At 72.2% G+C, this 19,539-nt stretch carries 13 protein-coding genes; 10 read left to right on the top strand and 3 right to left on the bottom strand.

All coding sequences use genetic code 11. From position 1 onward, the window contains the following. Positions 1–118: 118 nt before the first annotated feature. The gene (locus ACT3SQ_RS04860) at positions 119–1,360 is read left to right on the top strand and encodes an amidohydrolase (RefSeq protein ID WP_441444641.1); all 1,242 of its coding nucleotides are present in this window, start codon (positions 119–121) and stop codon (positions 1,358–1,360) included. A gap of 477 nt (positions 1,361–1,837) precedes the next feature. After that, positions 1,838–2,788 (top strand): VOC family protein, encoded by a 951-nt coding sequence (locus tag ACT3SQ_RS04865; RefSeq protein WP_444600884.1) that lies wholly within the window; start codon positions 1,838–1,840, stop codon positions 2,786–2,788. A gap of 120 nt (positions 2,789–2,908) precedes the next feature. Here the strand turns inward: ACT3SQ_RS04865 and ACT3SQ_RS04870 are convergent, their stop codons facing one another. Further along, positions 2,909–3,115, bottom strand: a complete 207-nt coding sequence (locus ACT3SQ_RS04870) for a hypothetical protein (RefSeq protein ID WP_444600885.1) — start codon at positions 3,113–3,115, stop codon at positions 2,909–2,911. Then, a complete protein-coding gene (locus ACT3SQ_RS04875; protein ID WP_442332610.1) occupies positions 3,112–3,828 on the bottom strand; it encodes a DsbA family oxidoreductase in 717 nt (238 codons plus the stop codon). Before ACT3SQ_RS04875 ends, ACT3SQ_RS04870 begins: the two co-directional genes overlap by 4 nt. A gap of 363 nt (positions 3,829–4,191) precedes the next feature. Here ACT3SQ_RS04875 and ACT3SQ_RS04880 point away from each other — a divergent pair, with 363 nt between their 5' ends. The 8 genes from ACT3SQ_RS04880 to ACT3SQ_RS04915 all read left to right on the top strand — a co-directional run bounded on the left by ACT3SQ_RS04880 (position 4,192) and on the right by ACT3SQ_RS04915 (position 18,290). Further along, positions 4,192–6,948, top strand: a complete 2,757-nt coding sequence (locus ACT3SQ_RS04880; RefSeq protein WP_444600886.1) for an ABC transporter transmembrane domain-containing protein — start codon at positions 4,192–4,194, stop codon at positions 6,946–6,948. A 112-nt stretch (positions 6,949–7,060) separates the two neighbouring features. Next, complete coding sequence (locus ACT3SQ_RS04885) at positions 7,061–8,443, top strand: UDP-glucose dehydrogenase family protein (protein ID WP_444599203.1); 1,383 nt, start codon at positions 7,061–7,063, stop codon at positions 8,441–8,443. A 214-nt stretch (positions 8,444–8,657) separates the two neighbouring features. Then, a complete protein-coding gene (locus ACT3SQ_RS04890; protein ID WP_441444635.1) occupies positions 8,658–9,896 on the top strand; it encodes a glycosyltransferase family protein in 1,239 nt (412 codons plus the stop codon). Next, positions 9,886–11,229 (top strand): glycosyltransferase family 4 protein, encoded by a 1,344-nt coding sequence (locus tag ACT3SQ_RS04895; RefSeq protein ID WP_444599204.1) that lies wholly within the window; start codon positions 9,886–9,888, stop codon positions 11,227–11,229. The genes ACT3SQ_RS04890 and ACT3SQ_RS04895 overlap by 11 nt, the downstream gene beginning before the upstream one ends. Further along, positions 11,226–12,491 carry a glycosyltransferase family 4 protein gene (locus ACT3SQ_RS04900; RefSeq protein WP_444599205.1) on the top strand — a complete coding sequence of 422 codons (1,266 nt, stop codon included), beginning with the start codon at positions 11,226–11,228 and terminating at the stop codon, positions 12,489–12,491. The genes ACT3SQ_RS04895 and ACT3SQ_RS04900 overlap by 4 nt, the downstream gene beginning before the upstream one ends. Then, positions 12,491–14,467: an ABC transporter ATP-binding protein gene (locus ACT3SQ_RS04905; protein ID WP_444599206.1), complete on the top strand. Its 1,977-nt coding sequence runs from the start codon at positions 12,491–12,493 to the stop codon at positions 14,465–14,467. Before ACT3SQ_RS04900 ends, ACT3SQ_RS04905 begins: the two co-directional genes overlap by 1 nt. Next, positions 14,467–16,908: a phosphotransferase gene (locus ACT3SQ_RS04910; RefSeq protein ID WP_444600887.1), complete on the top strand. Its 2,442-nt coding sequence runs from the start codon at positions 14,467–14,469 to the stop codon at positions 16,906–16,908. The genes ACT3SQ_RS04905 and ACT3SQ_RS04910 overlap by 1 nt, the downstream gene beginning before the upstream one ends. Continuing rightward, positions 16,905–18,290: a UDP-glucose dehydrogenase family protein gene (locus tag ACT3SQ_RS04915; protein WP_444599208.1), complete on the top strand. Its 1,386-nt coding sequence runs from the start codon at positions 16,905–16,907 to the stop codon at positions 18,288–18,290. The genes ACT3SQ_RS04910 and ACT3SQ_RS04915 overlap by 4 nt, the downstream gene beginning before the upstream one ends. 270 nt (positions 18,291–18,560) lie before the next feature. Here ACT3SQ_RS04915 and ACT3SQ_RS04920 read toward each other — a convergent pair whose 3' ends face one another. Further along, positions 18,561–19,385, bottom strand: a complete 825-nt coding sequence (locus ACT3SQ_RS04920; protein ID WP_442332581.1) for an endonuclease domain-containing protein — start codon at positions 19,383–19,385, stop codon at positions 18,561–18,563. Positions 19,386–19,539: the final 154 nt, after the last annotated feature.

Consider the following 19,539-nt stretch of genomic DNA (forward strand, 5'->3'; position numbering starts at 1 on the left):
GACCGTGACCCGCTGACCCTCTGACCGTGGCCCTTTGGCTCTGGCCCTCTGACGCTCCAGCCCGAGCGGCGCGCTCCGAGCGCGCCCGCCTGGGCGGGCATCATGGCAGGATCAGCGGGTGACTGATGACGCCACCACCCCCCAGCCAGACCTCGCCGAGGACACCCTCGCCGCCGCCTACGGCGCCCAGCGCGAGCAGGTCCATGCCCTCGCCCGCGCGATCCACGCGGATCCGGAGACCGCCTTCGAGGAGCGCCGCGCCCACGACCGCTGCGCCGGACTCCTCGAGGAGGCCGGTTTCACCGTCGAGCGGGGCATCGCCGAGTTGCCCACGGCCTTCCGTGCCACCCTCGGCTCCGGCTCCCTGGTGGCCGCGCTGTGCGTCGAGTACGACGCGCTGCCGGGGATCGGCCACGGCTGCGGGCACAATCTTATCGCCGGCGCCTCGCTCGGTGCCGCGCTGGCACTCGCGGAGCTCGTCCCCACGCTGGACGTGACGCTGCAGGTGATCGGCACCCCCGCGGAGGAGCACGGAGGAGGCAAGCAGCTGCTCATCGAGCGCGGCATCTTCGACGGTGTGCACCTGTCACTGATGAGCCACCCCACTCCGCACACGGACACCTATGACGTGCTGGGCTCGACCAGCCAGGCCGTCGGCCGCTGGCGCGCCACCTACACCGGTCGCGGCGCTCACGCCGCCGCCAATCCCACCGACGGCATCAACGCCAATGACGCCGCGGTGGTCGCGCAGGTCGCGGCCGGTCTGCTGCGCCAGCGGATCAAGGACGGCCAGCGCCTGGCCCTGGTTCCGCAGCAGTCCGGGGTCACGAACATCGTCCCCGAGACCGCCGTGGTCGACTTCGAATGCCGGGCGCTGACGATGCCCGAGTTCGAAGCGCTGCGCGACCAGCTGTTCGCCTGCCTCGAGGCGGGTGCGGTCGCGACCGGCGCCAGCCTCGAGATCGAGCAGACCGAGCCCGTCTACGAGCCGCTGCGCCAGGATGAGGTGCTGGGGGCCGCCTGGAATGCGGCGATGGAGCGACTCGGCCGGCCGCTGAACGGCTCGCTCGGTGTCATGGCCGCCTCGACCGACATGGGCAACGTGACGCAGCGGGTGCCCGGCCTCCACCCCTTCGTCGGCATCAGCGGTGCCGGGGGAGCGCTGCACACCCGTGAATTCGCGGGTCATGCCGCCTCCGTGGAGGGCTACCGGCTGATGGACGACGCCGCAGTGGCGATGGCCTGGGTGATCCGCGACGTCGCCACCACCGCGGGCTCCCGCGCCGCGCTCCTCGAGCGGGCGGAGCAGCTCGCCGCGGCTCATGCGGCGCGTCCGGACGTGACCGGGACGCCCGCCTGAGGGAGCGGGAACCGGCCGTTCCCCGGGTCTGCGGGCTCGACTCGGACCCTTGATGCGAAGGTGTGACCAGCAGGAACGTTCGTTCCAGTCGGTGGTGTGAGCCTCCACAGCGAGGGAACTAGGTCCCGGAACAAGTATCGTCGGGCCGCCTATCGTGGAGCCCACGCCTCCCCTCGAGCATCTCGAGGGTCGAGGTCGGGAGGGCCCCGAGTCGGCAGGGGAGAGCAGACTTGGGGACAGGGCGGTGAGCTGAGCTCACCGCCCTGAACCCTTTCCGGAGGGCCTCCACGAGCGTCCGCGCGAACGTCCGCGCGAGCGCCCGCACCGGCGCCTGCCGCCCGCCTCTGCATCTCGCGCCACAGCCCGGCGTGCCGCTCAGGTCATCGCCCATGAGCCACTCCACAGTCCGCTCTGGTTGAATTTTCTACCAACTCGGGGGATGATGGATCCATCGACCCCTCGATCGAAAGGATCGCCATGATCTCCTCCCCCCTCACCGCCACCGGCACGGAGAGCGACGCAGTGGATGAGCGGCACCTTTCCGGTGATCTCGCGATGGACGCCGTCACCTTGCGCGTCGGTGACATCGAGCTGATGAGCTCCTACTACGAGAACGCCCTCGCGCTGAGCCCGATCGAGGAGCGAGCGCGGGTGGACGGCGAGGTCCACCGCATCCTCGGCCGCGGGGACGTCCCCTTCGTGCGGCTGGTGGCCACCCCCGGTCTGCCCGCCGTGGACCCCGGCCAGGCCGGACTGTTCCATACCGCCTTTCTCTTCGAGGACCAGACTGCGCTCGCCGGCACCGTGCTGCGTGCCGCCCAGGATCCCCACTCCCGCTTCGCAGGCACCGGCGACCACCTCGTCTCCGAGGCCTTCTACTTCGCCGACCCCGAGGGGAACGGCATCGAGCTGTACTGGGACCGCCCCCGCGACCAGTGGCAGTGGAACAACGGCGAAGTCGCCATGGACTCCCTGTTCATCGACCCGCAGAAGTATCTCGGTGAGCACCTCACCGAGGACGTCCAGGCCGATCCGGGGATCCGCCCGGGAATCGTCGGCCACGTGCACCTGCAGGTCGGTGACGTGGACGCCGCACGCCGGTTCTACATCGACACCCTCGGCTTCGAGGTCACCGCGGGCAACCATCCCGGCGCCCTGTTCGCCGCGGCCGGCGGATACCACCACCACGTCGCGATGAACACCTGGAACAGCCGCGGTGCCGGTCCGCGCGCCGCAGGCCTGGGGCTGGCCGACGTCGCCATCACCCTCCCGGCCCGGGTGGACCTCGACGCGCTGACCGCACGCCTCACCAGGGCGGGCATCGGATTCGCCGACGACGGCCGCTCCATCTCGGTCCAGGACCCCTGGGGGACTCCGGTCACCCTCAGCCTGCCCGGCACCAGCACCGAGGAGCTGCTCGCCCGCTGATCAGCGAGGACAGAGGAACGCCCGGACGCGCCCCAGTGGCGCATCCGGGCGTCCCTTCTTCTGTGCGGCTTCGTGCGGCTGGGTGCGGGTGAGCGTCGAGCTCACGCTGGCCTGGTCGCGCTAGTCGCAGGTGCCGTCCACCTCGCAGCTCGTCCCGCCCTGGATCGTCCCGCCCAGCAGGGAGGTGAGTGAGGTCAGCGCGACGGGGGCATCGGTCGTCTCCGCCGCAGGTGCCGCGAGTGCAGCCTCCGCCGTCGCCGCGGCGCCGTCCCTTGTCGCGTCGGCCCCGTCGGCCGTGCTGCCGGTGCCGTGCTGCATGATGCTCATGCCTGGGCCCGCTCGGCCCGGGCCTCGTCGGCGATCTGCCGCAGCGCCTGACGGAAGGACTCCGTGGGGAGTGCCCCGGGGGCGGTGTACTTGTCGTTGAACAGGAAGAACGGCACACCGCGCGCGCCCATCGACGCGGCCTCGCGCACCTCTGCCTCGACCTTGTCATCGTGCGTCTCGCCGGCATGCGCGGCGCGGGCGGCCTGCTCGTCCAGGCCCGCCTCGACGGCGCGGGCGATCACGGTCTCGGCCTCGAAGGGGTTCATGGTGCCGGTGAAGTAGCCGCGCTGGAGCTGCATGAAGAAGTCCGTCGCCGCGTCGATGCCGTGCGCCTCGCCGATGGCCTGCATGACGCGGTGCACGCCGCGGGTGTTCGCCATCGGCCGCCCGGTGACGTACTCGCGGCCCATCTCCTGGGCCATCTCCTGGATCTGCGCCTCCATCTCGCGCACCTTCGCCTCGTCCATGCCCTTGGCCTCGACCAGGTGGGCGATGTTGTCCTTCACGCTGTCGGTGGGCGAGGTCGGATCCAGCTCGAAGGAGTGGGCGCGCACGTGGACCTGGTCGCTGAGGCCCTCCGCCTCGATCGCATCGTGCAGGCGGGACTCGCCGATGTAGCACCACGGGCACACCACGTCGGTCCATACGTCGATCGTGATCAGCGGCTCGGTGGGCTCGCTCGGTGCGGTCCGGCTCTCAGGGCTCTGGGTCATCGGGATCCTCCGTCAGCGGTTCGGGGGTGGTGACACGGCCACCACTTTCCTTGAAAATTCTGCTGCGCGGGCCCTCGAAAGGGCGGGGCGAGACGGGGTGGGGTGGGCGCTTCCGCTCCTGGCGCAGACTGAGGAAGTCCTCATCATCGTCTCACCTGGGGTTCACCGAGCCCGTCCAGCATGGGCACTGCCACGGACGATGACAGACTGGAGCGCCTCCCGCCCCGGTCCGTGCCTCCGGGCATCGCTACCCGACGTTCTCAGGACCGCCATGACCACCGTGAACCACCGCGCCCCGCACCACAGCCCCGCAGTCGCTGTGACCTGCCGGGCTGCCCAGCGATGCCAGGAGGAGCAGAGCGCATGAACACGAACGCCACCCCCGACGTCCCCCTCCGGAACGCCAGGGACACCGAGCAGACGGCCGCAGAGCCCGCATGGATCGAGATCGGCTCCCCGAAACGTCGCACCGCACCGCCGACCTGGTCGGATGAGCTGGCGCGGGATGCCTGGGATGCGCCGGGCGCGGCGGATGAGACCGTGCACGCGGCCGCACCAGGAAGGTTCGAACTCCTGAAGCCGGCTGCTCCGGCCGACGATCCCGCCGGTGCCGACGTCGATGCCGACACCAGCGCGGCAGAGGCGACTCCGCACAGCCCCACCTCTCCGTCCCTGCGCGGGGTCCGGCTGCGACGAGCGCCCCGTGCCACGGCACGTCCGTTCCGACGTCCCGCAGCCCGCGACTCCGCGGGGGAGAGGTCGCCGCACCTCGCGGTCGAGGAGGTATCGCGCCCCGCAGCGGAGGACGCTATTCCCGCTGACCTCTGGGTCCAGGACCCAGCGGGTGAGCCGACGCCGTCCACCCACGAGATCCCGGTTCTCCCACCCGGCCCCGACCCCGAGCCGCGTGGGGAGCCGGTGGCAGTCAGTCCCGAGGACCCCGAATCTGCGGAGCGCTGGCAGGTCATCCGCGATGCTGCTGCACCGGAGCCGGAGCCGGAGCCGGAGCCGGAGCCGGAGCCGGAGCCGGAGCCGGAGCCGGAGTTCGAGTTCGTGCCCGAGCCCGAGTCCGATACTGAACCAATGCCCGAGCCCGAGCCCGAGCCAGCGCCAGTGCGTGTGTCGGAGCCGATTGCGGAGCCCGAGCCCGTGGCCGGGCCTGAGTCCCTGCCGGAGCCAGAGCCGGTGCGTGAACCTGCCGGGCAGTCGCCGAGCCTCGTCGAGACTCAGGCTCCGCCGCGGCCCGCGCTGACGCTGGATCCCGCGTCCACCGCGGATCCCGCGTCCACCGCGGATCCCGCGTCCACCACGGACCCCGCGCCCACCGCAGACCAGGCCCGGCGAGCCGGCACCCTCGGCGCCGCCCTCGACCTCGTGCTCCCCGATCTGCAGGCCCACCGCTCGACGCTGATCGTCGGCCTGGGCGCCCTGGTGCTGAGCATCTGGACTCTCGTCGCCCTGCCCTTCCCGCTCAAATACTCGATCGATGCCGCGCTCGCTGCGGCCGGCGCCGGCTCCACTGCCCCCACCGGCATCGGGGGCGACCCCGTCACCGCTCTGCTGCTCGCCGCCGGAGCGCTGGCTGCCCTGGTGGCCCTGCAGGCAGGATTCCGTGCCCTCGCGGTCGGCGCCCTGCACCGGATCGGCGGGCACGTCGCCACCGCACTGCGCGGTCGCCTGCTCGGTCATGTCCATCTGCTCGGCCCTGGGCGCGACGGCGAAGGCCTCGGCCGCACCGGCTCCCTGCTGACCGAGGACGTGGCACGACTGCGCGACCTGGTCGCGCACACCGGTCCGCGCCTGGCGGCAGGCCTGCTGGCATTGGCCTCCCTGACCGTGGTGATGCTGGTCGTGGAACCGATCGCCGCCGCGATCGTGCTGGTCACTGCGGGGCTCTACGCACTGGTGGCGCGGATTGCCCAGTCCGCGCAGCGACGGAAGGAGACGGCTGCCGAAGCCGACGGGGCACGCCTCGCCGAAACCGCCGACGAGCTGCTCGCCTCCACCCGCACCATCCAGTCCTACGGGCTCGAACAGCGGGCTCAGCGCAGCCTCGCCGAGCTCGGCGGTCGCTCCGCCCGCTCGCACGCTGTCGCCCGTCGCAGCAGCGCCGTCGGCGACTTCCTCGGCGAGCTGATCGCCGGGCTGGGCGTCGGCGCAGCGCTGCTCCTGGGCGGCTGGCGCATGAACGCCGGCACCATGACCCCCGGCGAGCTGACGATGGTGATCGCCGCTGTGCTGATCGCTGTGGTCCTGGCCCGCGAGATCGTCCGCCACTCGACCGGGCTGCGAGCCATCGCTGCCGCCGGGGACCGGATCGGGGCGCTGCTCGAGCATCGTGCGGTGATCTCCGAGCCCGCTCGCCCCCAGGCTCTCGGCGCGCTGCGCGGTGAGGTGGTGTACTCGGTGCTCAGCACCGCTGGGCCGCGGGGCCCGCTGTTCGAGAGCATCTCGCTGATCATCCCGGCCGGTCAGCGCGTGGCCCTGGTGGGGCGCGACGGCACCGAGGCCTCCGCGCTCCTGTCCTATCTGCTGCGGTTGGACCAGCCCGACAGCGGGCGGGTGCTGCTGGATCGCTACGACACCCGCACCCTCGCCCTGGCGGATCTGCGCAGCGCACTGTCCGTGGTGCAGCGCGGATCGGCGCTGTTCAGCGAGACCGTGCGGGAGAACATCCGGGTGGGCAGGCCGGGCGCCACCGATGAAGAGGTCGTCGAGGCGGCTCGCCGCAGCGGTGCCGATGAGTTCATCACCCTGCTGCCCGAGGGCTACGACACCGTCCTCGCGCGCCGAGGTGCTGCGCTGACTGATGGGCAGCGTCGTCGGATCGCGATCACCCGGGCGCTGCTGCGTGACGCCCCGGTGGTGCTGCTCGACGGCGCCGATGCCGAGCTGGCTCCCGCCGACCACGAATCGGTGCATCGAGCACTGGACTCCCTCACCGCCGGGCGCACCGCTCTGGTCAGCAGTGACCAGCCGCAGTCGGTTCTCGATGCCGACCGGGTGCTGTGCTTCGAGAGCGGCGTGCTCGCCGAGGACGGCGCCCCCGGGCAGCTCGCCGAGGATCCGGATTCCTGGCTGGCGGCGTGGATGCGCGCCACGGGCGACACCTCCCGCTGACCCCAGCTCCTTCCCTGCCTTCCATCGCCGCGTCACTTCGACGTCACCTGTGCCTGCCACGGTGCACACAGGGCCTGGCCCGCTCGGGGTCGGCGAGGAGGGAGCGACGCTGATGGTGATCTCCGTGATCGGAGTGGGATATCTCGGAGCGGTGCATGCGGCCGCCATGGCCGAGCTGGGCCACGAGGTGATCGGCCTGGACATCGACGCCGACCGCATCGCCGCCCTCCAGGCAGGGCGAGCACCCTTCCACGAACCAGGCTTCGAGGAGATCCTGCGCCGGGGGCTGCGCAGCGGCAGGCTGCGCTTCACCACGGACTATGCGGAGCTCGAGCCGGCTGAGGTGCACTTCCTGGGCCTGGGCACCCCACAGCGCAAGGACGGCTTCGGCGCGGACCTCTCGCATCTCGAATCCGCCCTCGACTCCCTGCGCGAGGTGCTCGCGGCTCGTGGAGGCGCGCCGACGCTGGTAGTGGGCAAGTCCACCGTCCCCGCCGGCACCGCCCGTCGGCTCTCCGATCAGGTCGAGCAGATCGAGGGCGTGCAGCTGCTGTGGAACCCCGAGTTCCTGCGCGAGGGCTTCGCGGTCCAGGACACCCTGGAGCCGGACCGGCTCGTCTACGGGCTGCGCGAGCCCGAGGGGTCGCAGGCCGAGGCGGCGATCGCGATGCTCGACGCGGTCTATGCCGCGCTGCTCGCGGCCGGGGTGCCCCGCCTGGTGATGGGGTATGAGACCGCCGAACTGGTCAAGGCCTCCGCCAACGCCTTCCTGGCCACCAAGATCTCCTTCATCAACGCGATCGCCGAGATGTGCGAGGCCGTAGGCGGGGATGTCGCCGACGTGGCTCGGGCGATCGGGATGGATGACCGTATCGGGGCGAAGTTCCTGCGCGCCGGGGTGGGGTTCGGCGGCGGCTGCCTGCCCAAGGACATCCGTGCCTTCATCGCCAGCGCCGAGGAGCACGGTGTGGGGGAGGCCCTCGGTTTCCTGTGCGAGGTGGACCTGATCAATGAGCGTCGCCGGGCCCGGACCGTCGAGCTCGCCGGCGAGATGCTCGGCGGGGTCGAGGGCCGACGGATCACCGTGCTCGGCGCAGCCTTCAAGCCCGACAGCGATGATGTGCGCGACTCCCCGGCCCTCGATGTCGCCGACCGGCTGATGCAGGCGGGAGCGCGCGTCACGGTCACCGATCCGCAGGCCCTCGCCAACGCCGCCCAGCGGGTGCCGGGCCTGACCGTGGAGGCGGAGCTGGCCGCCGCACTGCGTGGCGCGGAGCTGACGCTGCTGCTCACCGAATGGCGCGAATACCGCGACCTCGACCCGGTCTGGGCCGCTGACCTGGTGGCGGTGCCGCGCATGCTCGACGGCCGCACTGTGCTCGAGCCTCGGCGCTGGGCGGAGGCCGGCTGGGAGTTCCGCTCCCTCGGCCGCGCTGACTCGAGCGCACTCCAGCAGCCTGCTGCCTCGATACCGGCGGTCCCCGCTCTGCTCTGACCCGGCCTCACCCTGGCCTCTCCTCGGCCTCACCCCGGGCGACGGTACCGTGAGCCGCCGAGCACGGGCATTACCGGCTTCGACCTCATGGAAGCGCCGTCACCCCTGGTCACAGGCCGGTGAACGGGATGAGAGCCTCCTCATCGACGACTCATCGACTCCTCATGGCCGCTCGGCAACCTTCTGATCGTCACCGAACGAGCAGGAGAGTCCGATGGACACCACGATCGCGCTGTACTCCCACGATTCCGTGGGACTGGGCCATGCCCGCCGCAACCGCGCCCTCGCCTATGCGCTCGCCGAGCAGCTGCCGGCGCTGACCGGCGGCGGCGTCAGCGGTCTGCTGATCGCCGGCCATCCGGACGCCGGCCGCGACCCGCTGCCCGAGGGCTGGGACTGGCTGGTGCTGCCCGGGATGACCCGCACCCGCAGCGGGTACGGCCCGCGCCGCCTCGGCATGGAACCGGATGCCCTGCGGGACCTGCGCAGCGCCACCATCGACGCGGCGCTGACCGCTCTGAAGCCGGACCTGTTCATCGCCGACCGCCACCCCTTCGGCATCGACGGCGAACTCGAGCCCGTGCTCGCGAACCTCCGTGCCTGCGGCACCGCCACCGTGCTGGGCCTGCGGGAGGTGCTCGACTCTCCGCGGGTCGCCAGCGCCGAATGGGAGGCCCTCGGCGGCGCCGAACACGTGGCCTCCTACCTCGATGCGGTCTGGGTCTACGGCGACCACCACGTCTACGACCCGCGCCTGACCGGCGAGCTGCCGCCTGCACTCGCGCGACTGGCCACCCCCACCGGCTATCTCTCCCACGGCCGACCCGCCGCCCGCCCGGCGACCCCCGGCCGCACCTCGCCGAAGCCGCCCCCTCCGTACGTCCTCACCGTCCTCGGCGGCGGCTCCGACGGCGCGGAGCTCGCCCGCCTCGCCGCGAGTGCGCAGCTTCCGAAAGGGCATCAGCACCTGCTGATCACCGGGCCGCAGATGCCCGAGCAGGAGATCGCCGAGATCCGTGCGCTGGCCACAGCCACGAGCGAGGCCACCACCGTGATCCGCAGCGCCGCGGACGTCCCCGAGCTGATCGCCGAGGCCGTCTCGGTGGTGTGCATGGGCGGCTACAACACGATGGCCGAGGTCATGGCGACCGACACCCCCGCCCTCGTCGTGCCCCGCCACCGCCGCCGCCAGGAACAGCCGCGCCGCGCCCAGGCCCTCGCCGCCGTCGGCGCCGTCGAGACCTGCGACCCCGAGACCCTGACCAGCGAGGACATCTCCGCCTGGTGGCGCCGCTCGGTCACCGGCCGCACCGACCGCGGCCACATCGACCTCGGCGGGCTCGCCATCGTCGCCCACCTCGCCGCCCAGCTTCTGCCAACCCCGCTTCTGGCCGCCCAGCTCCTGCCCGCTTCCGTCCCCGCCCACCCGGAGGTGTCCCGCCATGTCGGTTGAGAATCCCCACCGCATCGCCTACGTCCTGAAGATGTACCCCCGCTTCTCGGAGACGTTCATCGTCTCGGAGATCCTGGCCCGCGAGGCCGCCGGCGAGGAGATCGTGATCTTCTCCCTGCGACCCCCGATCGACGCCCGCTTCCACCCCGAGCTCGCCCGGGTCCAGGCCCCCGTCATCCAGGTGGGCCGCTCCTCCAGCCCGCGCCGCCTCTGGGAGGTGTGGGGTGCGGCGATGGCCGATCCGGAGCTCGCACCGGGCATGGCCGCGCAGCTCGGAGAGCTGGTGCGCGCCGGGGTCGACGACGCCGAGCAGGCGCTCGCCGTCGCGATGCTCGCCCGCGAGCACGGCGTGAGCCACCTCCACGCCCACTTCGCCTCGATGGCGACCACAGTCGCGCGCCTGGCCGGCCTGCTCACGGACCTGCCCTTCTCCTTCACCGCCCACGCCAAGGACATCTTCCACCGCGACGTGGAGGACGAGGACCTCGCCCGCAAGCTGCGCGACGCGGACCACGCCGTCACCATCAGCGAGTACAACCGCCGCCACCTGCACGCCCGCTTCGGCGCCCGGGACACCGCCCGCCTGGAGCTGGTGCGCAACGGCCTCGAGCTCGAGCGCTTCCCCTACCGCGGCCGCACAGGCCTCGCCGAGGTGCCGCTCCTGCTCGGGGTGGGGCGCCTGGTCGAGAAGAAGGGCTTCGACCAGCTGATCGACGTCGTCCGCGCCCTGCGCGAGGAAGGCCGCGAGGTGCGCGCCGAGATCGTCGGCGACGGCCCGCTGCGCGACGAGCTCGCTGCGAAGATCGCCGAGCTCGGACTCCAGCAGCAGGTCCGGCTGCTGGGACCGCGCACCCAGGAGGAGGTGCGCCATCTGCTGGACGTGGCCGACCTGTTCGTGGCCCCCTTCGTGATCGGGGCCGACGGCAATGCCGACGGGCTGCCCACCGTGCTGCTCGAGGCCATGGCCACCGGCATCCCGTGCGTAGCGGCCTCCGTCACCGCCGTCGGCGAGGTGATCATCGACGGCCGCACCGGCTGGCTGGTCCCCACCGGGGACACGACCGCACTGGTTGACGCCGTCCGCGAGGCGCTGGATCCCGCCACCGACCGGCTCGCCCTCACCGACGCCGCCCGGGAGCTGGTCGCCGCGGAGTACGACTCCCGCTCCCAGGCCCGCCGACTGCGCGCCCTCGCCGAGTGCTCCGCGCATCGCAACATCCTCACCCAGCCGATCGAGCTGCCTGCGCTGCAGCGGGCCACGCAGGCGCTCTCGCCCGCCGCTGCCCCGTCGGCCGCCCAGCCGATCGCCCCCGCCGGAAGGACCCTGTCATGAGGATCGCCTACGCCCTGCTCGACCCCGGCATCGGAGTGTTCGGCACCAAGGGAGCCTCCGTGCACGTCCAGGAGGTCATCCGCGCATTCCGGGCCGACGGCCACGAGGTGACCGTCTTCTGCACCCGCGTGAACGACGACATCCCCGCCGACCTCGCCGACCTCGAGGTGCGCCGCCACCGCCTGCCCAAGGGCAGCGGCGCGGAGCGTGAACAGGCCGTCGCCGCCGCCTCCGCCGCGATCGCCGAGGAGATCGCCGCCGGCGGCTTCGACCTGGTCTATGAGCGCTACTCCCTGTTCTCCGACACCGCCGCCCGGCTCTCGACACCTGCAGGCCCGGCAACCACCCCGATTCCCGCGATCACCGCGACCGCCCCGGTCACCCCGATTCCCTCGATCCTCGAGGTCAACGCGCCGCTGATCGCCGAGCAGCGCCAGCACCGGAGCCTGGCCGATGAGGCCGGGGCGCTCGCCGCGACCCGGCGCCAGCTGCGCGGCGTGACCCTCGTCTCCTGCGTGAGCGAGGCCGTGGCGCAGTGGACCCTGGACGAGGGCGCCGACCCGGCCCGCGTGGTCGTCACCCCCAACGGCGTGAACACCCGCCGCATCACCCCCGGCAGCCGCCCCGTCACCGCGCCGGGCCCGGAGGCGCCGGTCACCGTCGGCTTCGTGGGCACCCTGAAGCCCTGGCATGGCACCGATGTGCTGCTGCGTGCCTTCGCCCGCACCCGCGAGAACCTGCGCCTGGACATCTGCGGCACCGGCCCGCAGCAGGAGGAGCTCGAGCAGCTCGCCGCCGAGCTCGGCATCGCAGGGAGGGTCCGCTTCCGCGGCGCCGTCGCCCCCGAGCTGGTGCCCGAGATCCTCCACGAGCTGGACATCGCCACCGCCCCCTACCCGGCCGGGGAGCACTACTTCTCCCCGCTGAAGGTCTACGAGTACCTCGCAGCGGGACTGCCCACGGTCGCCTCCGCGATCGGCACCATCCCGGCGCTGCTCGGCCAGGGCGAGCTGGGCGTGCTGGTGGCGCCCGGGGACGTGGACGAGCTCGCCGCCGCCCTCGACGAGCTGGCCGCCGACCCTGCCCACCGCGCCCACCTCGCCAGGAGCTCCCGCGAGACGGCCGTGCGCGAGCACGACTGGAAGATCCGCTGCCGTGAGCTGCTGCGCCAGGTGGAGGCTGCGAGCCCGGCAGAGGCACGGAGTCCGGTCCTGGCTGCGAGCCCCGCTCAGGTTACGAGCCTGGCCGAGGTGGGTGCCTGATGGCCATCGGCACCTCGCGCACCGGGATCGACCAGCGCGACCCCGCACCGCGCGACCCCGCCCCGCACGATCCCGCACCTCGCAGCGAACGCACGCCCCTGCTGCGCCGCCTCCTGGGCACCTCGGCGGTGCCGAAGAAGGAGCGCCTGGATCCCTCGGCCCTGCGCCGCACCCTCCAGGTGGTGCGCCCGCACCTGCCGCGCCACCTGCTGCTGTGCCTGGTCGGCATGATCGGGCTGTTGCTCGACGTCGCCTTCCGGGTGCTCGAGCCCTGGCCGCTGAAGTACGCGGTGGACGCCGTGACCTCGGCGCTCGGCGCTGACCTGCCCTCGGACGCCTCACCCTTCGGCCTGAACATCGAGCAGACGGTGATCGCCGCGGCGCTGGGCCTGGCCATGATCATCGCTGGCCGTGCGGGCTCGAACTACCTCGCCACCATCTCCTTCGCGAAGGTCGGCGCGCGCATCGCCACCGAGCTGCGCACCCGGGTCTTCGACCACATCCAGGCGCTGTCGCTGCGGTACCACTCGCGCGCCTCCATCGGAGACACTTCACAGCGCCTCGTAGGGGACGTGGGGAGGCTGCAGGACGTCGCGGTCACCGCGGGGCTGCCGCTGATCGGCAACGTCATCACGCTCGCTGTGCTGCTGGTGGTGATGGTGATCCTGGATCCCTTCCTCTCCGGCATCGTGATCGCCACGGGCCTGATCTACCTGCTGCTGTCCCGTCGCTCCTCCCCGAAGATCGTGCGCGCCTCCCGCAGCACCCGTAAGGGCGAGGGCTCCTTGGTGGGCGCCGCCGCCGAGGCGCTCGGCGCGATCCGCGTGGTCCAGTCCTACGGCCTGGAGAAGACCGTCGCCCACGAGTTCGCCGGCGGCAACGAGAAGGCCATGAAGGCCGGGGTGAAGGCCAAGAAGTTGGCCGCCGGCCTCGAGCGCGCCACCGACGTGCTGGTGGGCATCGCACAGGGCACCGTGCTGGTCGTCGGCAGCCTGCAGGTGCTGCGAGGGGTGATGAGCCCCGGCGACATGGTGCTCTTCCTGACCTACCTGAAGATCGCGATGAAGCCGCTGCGCGACATGGCCAAGTACACCGGCCGGATCGCCCGCGCCTCCGCCTCCGGGGAGCGCATCGCCGACCTCATGGACGAGGAGATCGAGATCGCCGACCCCGAGCGCCCGGTGCCGATGCGCCACGTGCGCGGCACCGTCGAGTTCTCCTCGATCACCTCGCCCGACGGTCACGGCCGCCCCCTCTTCAAGGACCTGGACCTGAGGATCCCCGCCGGTCAGCACCTCGGGATCCTCGGCCCTTCCGGCGGCGGGAAGTCGACGCTGGTCTCCTACCTGCTGCGTCTGAACGAGCCGCAGGAGGGACGGATCCGGATCGGAGGCTACGACACCCGCTCGGTGAGCCTCTCCGATCTGCGCCGCCACGTGGCGATCCTCCCTCAGGAGTCGGTGCTGTTCACCGAGTCCGTGCGCGAGAACATCCGCTTCGGCAGGCGCGACGCCACGCCTGCCGAGATCGAGGAGGCCGCCCGCCGCGCCGGTGCGCACGACTTCATCATGGGCCTGCCGGAGGGCTACGACACCGTGCTCGGCAACCGGGGCGACACCCTCTCCGGCGGTCAGCGCCAGCGCATCGCGATCGCCCGCGCCATGATCCGCCGTGCCCCGGTGGTGGTGCTGGATGAAGCGACGACCGGCCTCGACCCGGCCGCGAAGGCCCAGGTCAACGAGTCGCTGCGCGAGCTCGCCCGTTCCCGCACCACGATCTCCATCACCCATGACGCCACCACCGTGGCCGGGCTGGACCGGGTGCTCTGGCTCGAGGACGGCCGGATCCTCGAGGACGGCACCCCGGCGCAGCTCGCCGCCGATCCGGACTCCCACTACTCGCGCTGGATCGTCGAGCAGCGCGCCGCGGAACAGGCCCTCGACGCCCCACAGCCGAAGGGACAGGAGATCCGGTGATGACCATGACCGCCACTCCGCTGCAGCTTCTCAGCGACCACGCCCGCCTGCCCGGAGCCGCCGTGCTGCTGGAACCCGAGCAGCTGTCCACCCTGCTGGGGCGCGAGATCACCTTGGACCGGGTGCGCATCAAGCCCACCGCCTCGGTGCTCGTCTCCTACCGCGCCACCGTCCCCGCCGGGACGCGGGGGCAGGATCTCGCAGGCGTCGGCTGGGTGCAGCTGGTCGCCTCCCGCGACAAGCGTGGCAACATCCTGCACCGCGCCGAGCGCAGCGGGACGGAGATCCTCGAGCACACCACCACAGCCGACGGCCCGTACCTGCTCAGCGGCGGTCTCGACAGCGACCCGCGGCTGGGCCGCGAGATCCACCGCCTGCTGCACCGATGCGGAGACGAGACCGCCCTGCGGGTGCTGAGCTACAACCCCGGCCGCCACTCCGTGCTGCTCCTGCCCGACTCCGGCGAGGTGCTGCGCATCGCGGCCAGGCCGCTGGATGACCTGCTGCGGGTCGGTGAGTGCTGGCGGGAGCTGGGCCTGCCCACCGTCGCCCAGCGCCGCTGGCGCGGCCGCCCCTCGGTGCTGATCGGTGGGCAGTGGGGCCAGGGAGATCTTGCGGGGCTGTCCTGCCATCCCCACTCGATGCCGGCCGCCGCCCGGCTCGGCGAGATCATCGCCCGCCTGCATGCCGCCGACGTCTCCGGGCACAACCTGCCCGCAGCCCGCATCGGCGACCTGGTCCCCGCCACCGCAGAGGCCGTCGCCGAGCTGCTGCCGCACCGCGCACAGCAGGTCGAGCAGCTCACGCAGCGACTGCGCGCGACGCTCACGACCGACGGGCCCCTGGCCCTGATCCACGGCGACCTCTCCCCGGACCAGGTCCTGATCTCGGTCGACGAGACCGCCGTCCCTGGCGAAGGGCACCTGCCCCTGCGCGTGGTGGACCTGGACCGCTCCGGCCTCGGGCCGCGCAGTGCTGACCTCGGCTCCTGGATCGCCTCCTGCCTGCTCGCCGGAGTCGAGGAGCAGGCCACCGCCTTCCTCCGCGGCTACACCCGCCACCTCGGCCTGCCGCCGAGCACCGAGCTTGCAGCCTGGACCGCCCGCGCCCTGCTCTCCTCCGCCCTGGACCCGCTGCGCCGTCACCGCGATGACTGGATGGAGCGGGTCGAGCGGCGCCTCGCGCTCGCCGAGATCGTCCTCGAATGGCCCGGCCGCCTGCCTCTGCCCGCCCCGGCCCCCGCGGCCCCGAGCACAGGGGAGCAGCAGCGCCTGGTCCCCACCACCGTCACCCATGACGGACGCGTGCTCACCGTGCACCGTGCGTGGGCCGACGACGGCCGCGGCCTGCCCCTCGAGCTCGAGGACAGCGCCCCTACCCGCTCTGGAGCCCGACTGCGCGCAGCCCGCCTCGACCCCGCCACCGGCCAGGTCACCGTGCTCGAGGACGGCACCGACCCGCGCCTGCCCGCACTGGCCCGCGTGCTCGGAGAGCATCCGAGCGGCACCGTCGTCTCGCACCGGCCCGGCAAACGCGCCGTGGTCCGCCTCGAGGGAGGCGAGGGCAGCGAGGGCGAGCACGCCGGGACCCGCTACGTGAAGATCGTCCGCCCCGGCCGTGCCGCACCGCTGCTGGAGGCCATCGACCGCTCCACCGCCTTTGAGGGCCCCTTCCGCACCGCCCGGGTGCTCGACGCCGACGACGACACCGTCACCTTCGCCGAGCTGCCCGGACACCTCCTGCACGACGGGCTCCCCACCGCTGACGGCACCTGGCGCCGCGCCTGGCGCGAGACCCTCGATGCCTGGACCACCGCCGTCGAAACCTCCCGCGACCGCGCGAGAACCGCGACCCTCCACGGACCAGCGGCGGAGGCCGAGGTGCTCGAGGCCTGGGGTGGACGTGCCGATGCCGTCGATCCCGCCGGGGCCGTCCTGCGCGGTCGCGCCCTGACGCTGGCCCGCAGGGAGCTGCTGCGCCTGGAAGACGTCGAGCGGCCTGCCCTGATCCACCGCGACCTGCACGACAAGCAGATCCTCTGGCAGGAGGGCGACCGTCCCGCCCTCCTGGACGTCGACACCGCGACCGCCGGTGATCCCGCCCTCGACGCCGCGAACCTCCGCGCGCACGCCACCTGGCGCGAGCTGCAGGGGATCTGGACCGAGGAGCAGGCCGCCGTGGTCCGCGACGAGATCGACCGGGCCGCCGCGCGCAGCGGCATCCCACCCGAGACCCTCGCCGCCTACGAGAGCGGCACCATCGCCCGGCTCGCCTGCGTCTACGCCTTCCGGCCACGGTGGCGCGGCGCTGCCCGCATCCTCGCCGCCTCCCTCGACCCGGCCGGCCCCGGCCCTGCATCCCGGGCCTCCCTCCCCGCACCCGCGGCAGAGGACACCCCACTGGGCGGCGCCGTCGCCCACCTCGAAAGGAGCATGTCGTGAAGACCACCAAGATCTCCGTCATCGGAGTCGGGTACCTCGGTGCGGTGCACGCCGCCGCCATGGCCGACCTCGGCCACGACGTGGTCGGCCTCGACATCGACGCCGAGCGCATCGCCACCCTCCAGGCCGGGCGCGCCCCCTTCCACGAACCCGGCTTCGAGGACATCCTCGCCCGTGGCCTGGACGCCGATCTGCTCCGCTTCACCACCGACTACGCCGACATCGCCGACGCCGACGTGCACTTCCTCGGCCTCGGCACCCCGCAGCAGGCCGACGGCTTCGGCGCCGACCTGTCCTACCTCGAGGCCGCGGTCGACACGCTCGCCGAGGTGCTGCCCGTCCGCGGCGGTGCGCCGACGCTGGTGGTCGGCAAGTCCACCGTCCCCGCAGGCACCGCCCGCATGCTCGCCGGCCGCCTCGAGCAGATTGAGGGCGTGACCCTGATGTGGAACCCCGAGTTCCTGCGCGAGGGCTTCGCCGTGAAGGACACCCTGGACCCCGACCGGCTCGTCTACGGCGTGCACGACACCGAGGACCCCGTCGCCGCGCAGGCCGTCGCGATGCTCGACGCCGTCTACGCCCGGATCCTCGAACGCGAAGCACCCCGCCTGGTGATGGGGTACGAGGCCGCCGAGCTGGTCAAGGCCTCGGCCAACGCCTTCCTCGCCACCAAGATCTCCTTCATCAATGCCGTGGCGGAGATGTGCGAGGTCACCGGGGCAGACGTCACCGACGTGGCCCGCGCGATCGGCATGGACAACCGCATCGGCGCGAAGTTCCTGCGAGCCGGGGTCGGCTTTGGCGGCGGCTGCCTGCCCAAGGACATCCGCGCCTTCCTCGCCAGCGCCGAGGACAACGGCGTGGGGGAGGCCCTCGGCTTCCTCCGCGAGGTCGATGCCGTCAACGAGCGGCGCCGCGCCCGGGTGGTCACGCTCGCCGGTGAGATGCTCGGAGACCTCACCGGACGCCGGATCACCGTGCTCGGCGCAGCCTTCAAGCCCCTCAGCGACGATACCCGGGACTCCCCGGCGCTCGACGTCGCCTGCCGCCTGCGTGCCGCCGGGGCCATGGTCACGGTCACCGACCCCAAGGCGCTGCAGAACGCCGAACGCCGCCTCGGCGGACTGGTGGAGTTCGAGCCGGACACCTCCTCGGCACTGCGCGGAGCGGAGCTGACCGTGCTGCTCACCGAGTGGGACGAATACCGCGACCTCGACCCCGTACGTGCGGCCGGCCTGGTCGCGGCAACGCGGATGATCGATGGCCGCAACGTGCTCGACCCGCGGCAGTGGCGCGACGCCGGCTGGGAGATCAGCTCCCTGGGCCGGGCCAGTGCCCTGCCGGCGACCCCCATCACCGAGCGGGAGCCCGCCCTGGCCTGAGCATGAGCACAGCCGCTCCTGCCTACCAGCTATCTCCGGCCGTGCGGGCGCTGCTCAGGTACCGCTGCCTGGTCGGGTGCTGGAGGCCTGGTCAGGGGCTGGCCGGTGGTCGGGTAGTGGAGGTTTGGCCAGGGGGTGGCCGGTGGTCGGGTGCTGGGGGCTTGGTCGGGTAGTGGCGCCAGGGCGATGAGTACGGCGATATCGTCGTAGATGTCGCCCACACGCCAGTTCCCGACCATCATCCGGCGAGCGGCCGCCGGTTCTCGACCATTATCCGGCGAGCGGCCGCCGGTGGTCGCGCCGGCGGATGATCGCCAGCAGCTGGGATGCCGTCTCCTCCCAATCGAGGAAGACCTGCTCCCAGGTGAGCCGGGTGACCATGTAGCGCCGAGCCTGGAGCCGCAGGTCACGAGCTCTGTCCCGATGGTACTGCTGGGGATCGTGATGGAAGCTCACGCTGTCGCATTCGATGATCCAGCTCGCGCCGAGCTTCAGATCGACGCGGCCGACTCCCGGGATCTGCACCTGGGGCGTGACCGGGATGTGCAGCGACTCCAGCCACCATCTCACCGCTGTTTCCGTCCCGGACTCGGCGAGCGGCGAGACCCTGCCAAGCTGGGCCCGCCGCGCAGCGGGAAGGAAGGCGAGGAGACGCTGCACCTCGTGCATCGTGATGCTTCGCCGATTCAGCGCGGACTCCACGAGGATCGCCGTGTCACGAACGGACAGGCACCGTGCGGCGTGCGCAAGGGCCAGCGGCAGATCAGCGTCCGGGTCGCGGTCCGGCCAGATCCTCATCTCGGAGCCGTGCTTCACAAGGCCCGAGCCGGGGGCGCCGGGTACGAGGCCTCGGGGCCGGTACACGTGATCTCCCGTGTGCAGGGGCACCCAGAGATCGTGCTGTTCCGCTGCGGTGACACAGGTGGGTCGCACTCCCTGTTCCAGCAGGGCGACGAGGGCTTCAGGGGCCTCGTCGGTCACGTACCAGGTGCCGACCCGCCTCATCTGCCCCTGTCGGAGCAGTCGCCGACGAGTGGCGTCGGTGATGCCGAGACCCGGGAGATCTGATCTGTGTGCGATACCGGGGATTCTCATACCTGCAGTACAGGTCAAAGCTGGTGCGGACGAGGGCCGAGAACCTCCGCTGTGGAGGGAGCACCGCCGTGGAGGAAGCATCCGTTGCCGGCGCAGCAGCGGCATCCCCGGCCTCTCACTGACCGCCCCGGTCATTTCTGGCCGGATAATGGTC

The sequence above is a fragment of the Brachybacterium sp. AOP42-C2-15 genome (assembly GCF_052377065.1).
GTDB lineage: Bacteria > Actinomycetota > Actinomycetes > Actinomycetales > Dermabacteraceae > Brachybacterium.

What these genes read in the sequence shown, in the direction of transcription:
- ACT3SQ_RS04885 (WP_444599203.1), top strand. Translation starts at nt 7,061, where the DNA reads ATGGTGATCTCCGTGATCGGAGTGGGATATCTCGGAGCGGTGCATGCG.
- ACT3SQ_RS04895 (WP_444599204.1), top strand. Translation starts at nt 9,886, where the DNA reads ATGTCGGTTGAGAATCCCCACCGCATCGCCTACGTCCTGAAGATGTAC.
- ACT3SQ_RS04880 (WP_444600886.1), top strand. Translation starts at nt 4,192, where the DNA reads ATGAACACGAACGCCACCCCCGACGTCCCCCTCCGGAACGCCAGGGAC.
- ACT3SQ_RS04920 (WP_442332581.1), bottom strand. Translation starts at nt 19,385, where the DNA reads ATGAGAATCCCCGGTATCGCACACAGATCAGATCTCCCGGGTCTCGGC.
- ACT3SQ_RS04910 (WP_444600887.1), top strand. Translation starts at nt 14,467, where the DNA reads ATGACCATGACCGCCACTCCGCTGCAGCTTCTCAGCGACCACGCCCGC.
- ACT3SQ_RS04890 (WP_441444635.1), top strand. Translation starts at nt 8,658, where the DNA reads ATGGACACCACGATCGCGCTGTACTCCCACGATTCCGTGGGACTGGGC.
- ACT3SQ_RS04900 (WP_444599205.1), top strand. Translation starts at nt 11,226, where the DNA reads ATGAGGATCGCCTACGCCCTGCTCGACCCCGGCATCGGAGTGTTCGGC.
- ACT3SQ_RS04905 (WP_444599206.1), top strand. Translation starts at nt 12,491, where the DNA reads ATGGCCATCGGCACCTCGCGCACCGGGATCGACCAGCGCGACCCCGCA.
- ACT3SQ_RS04875 (WP_442332610.1), bottom strand. Translation starts at nt 3,828, where the DNA reads ATGACCCAGAGCCCTGAGAGCCGGACCGCACCGAGCGAGCCCACCGAG.
- ACT3SQ_RS04865 (WP_444600884.1), top strand. Translation starts at nt 1,838, where the DNA reads ATGATCTCCTCCCCCCTCACCGCCACCGGCACGGAGAGCGACGCAGTG.
- ACT3SQ_RS04870 (WP_444600885.1), bottom strand. Translation starts at nt 3,115, where the DNA reads ATGAGCATCATGCAGCACGGCACCGGCAGCACGGCCGACGGGGCCGAC.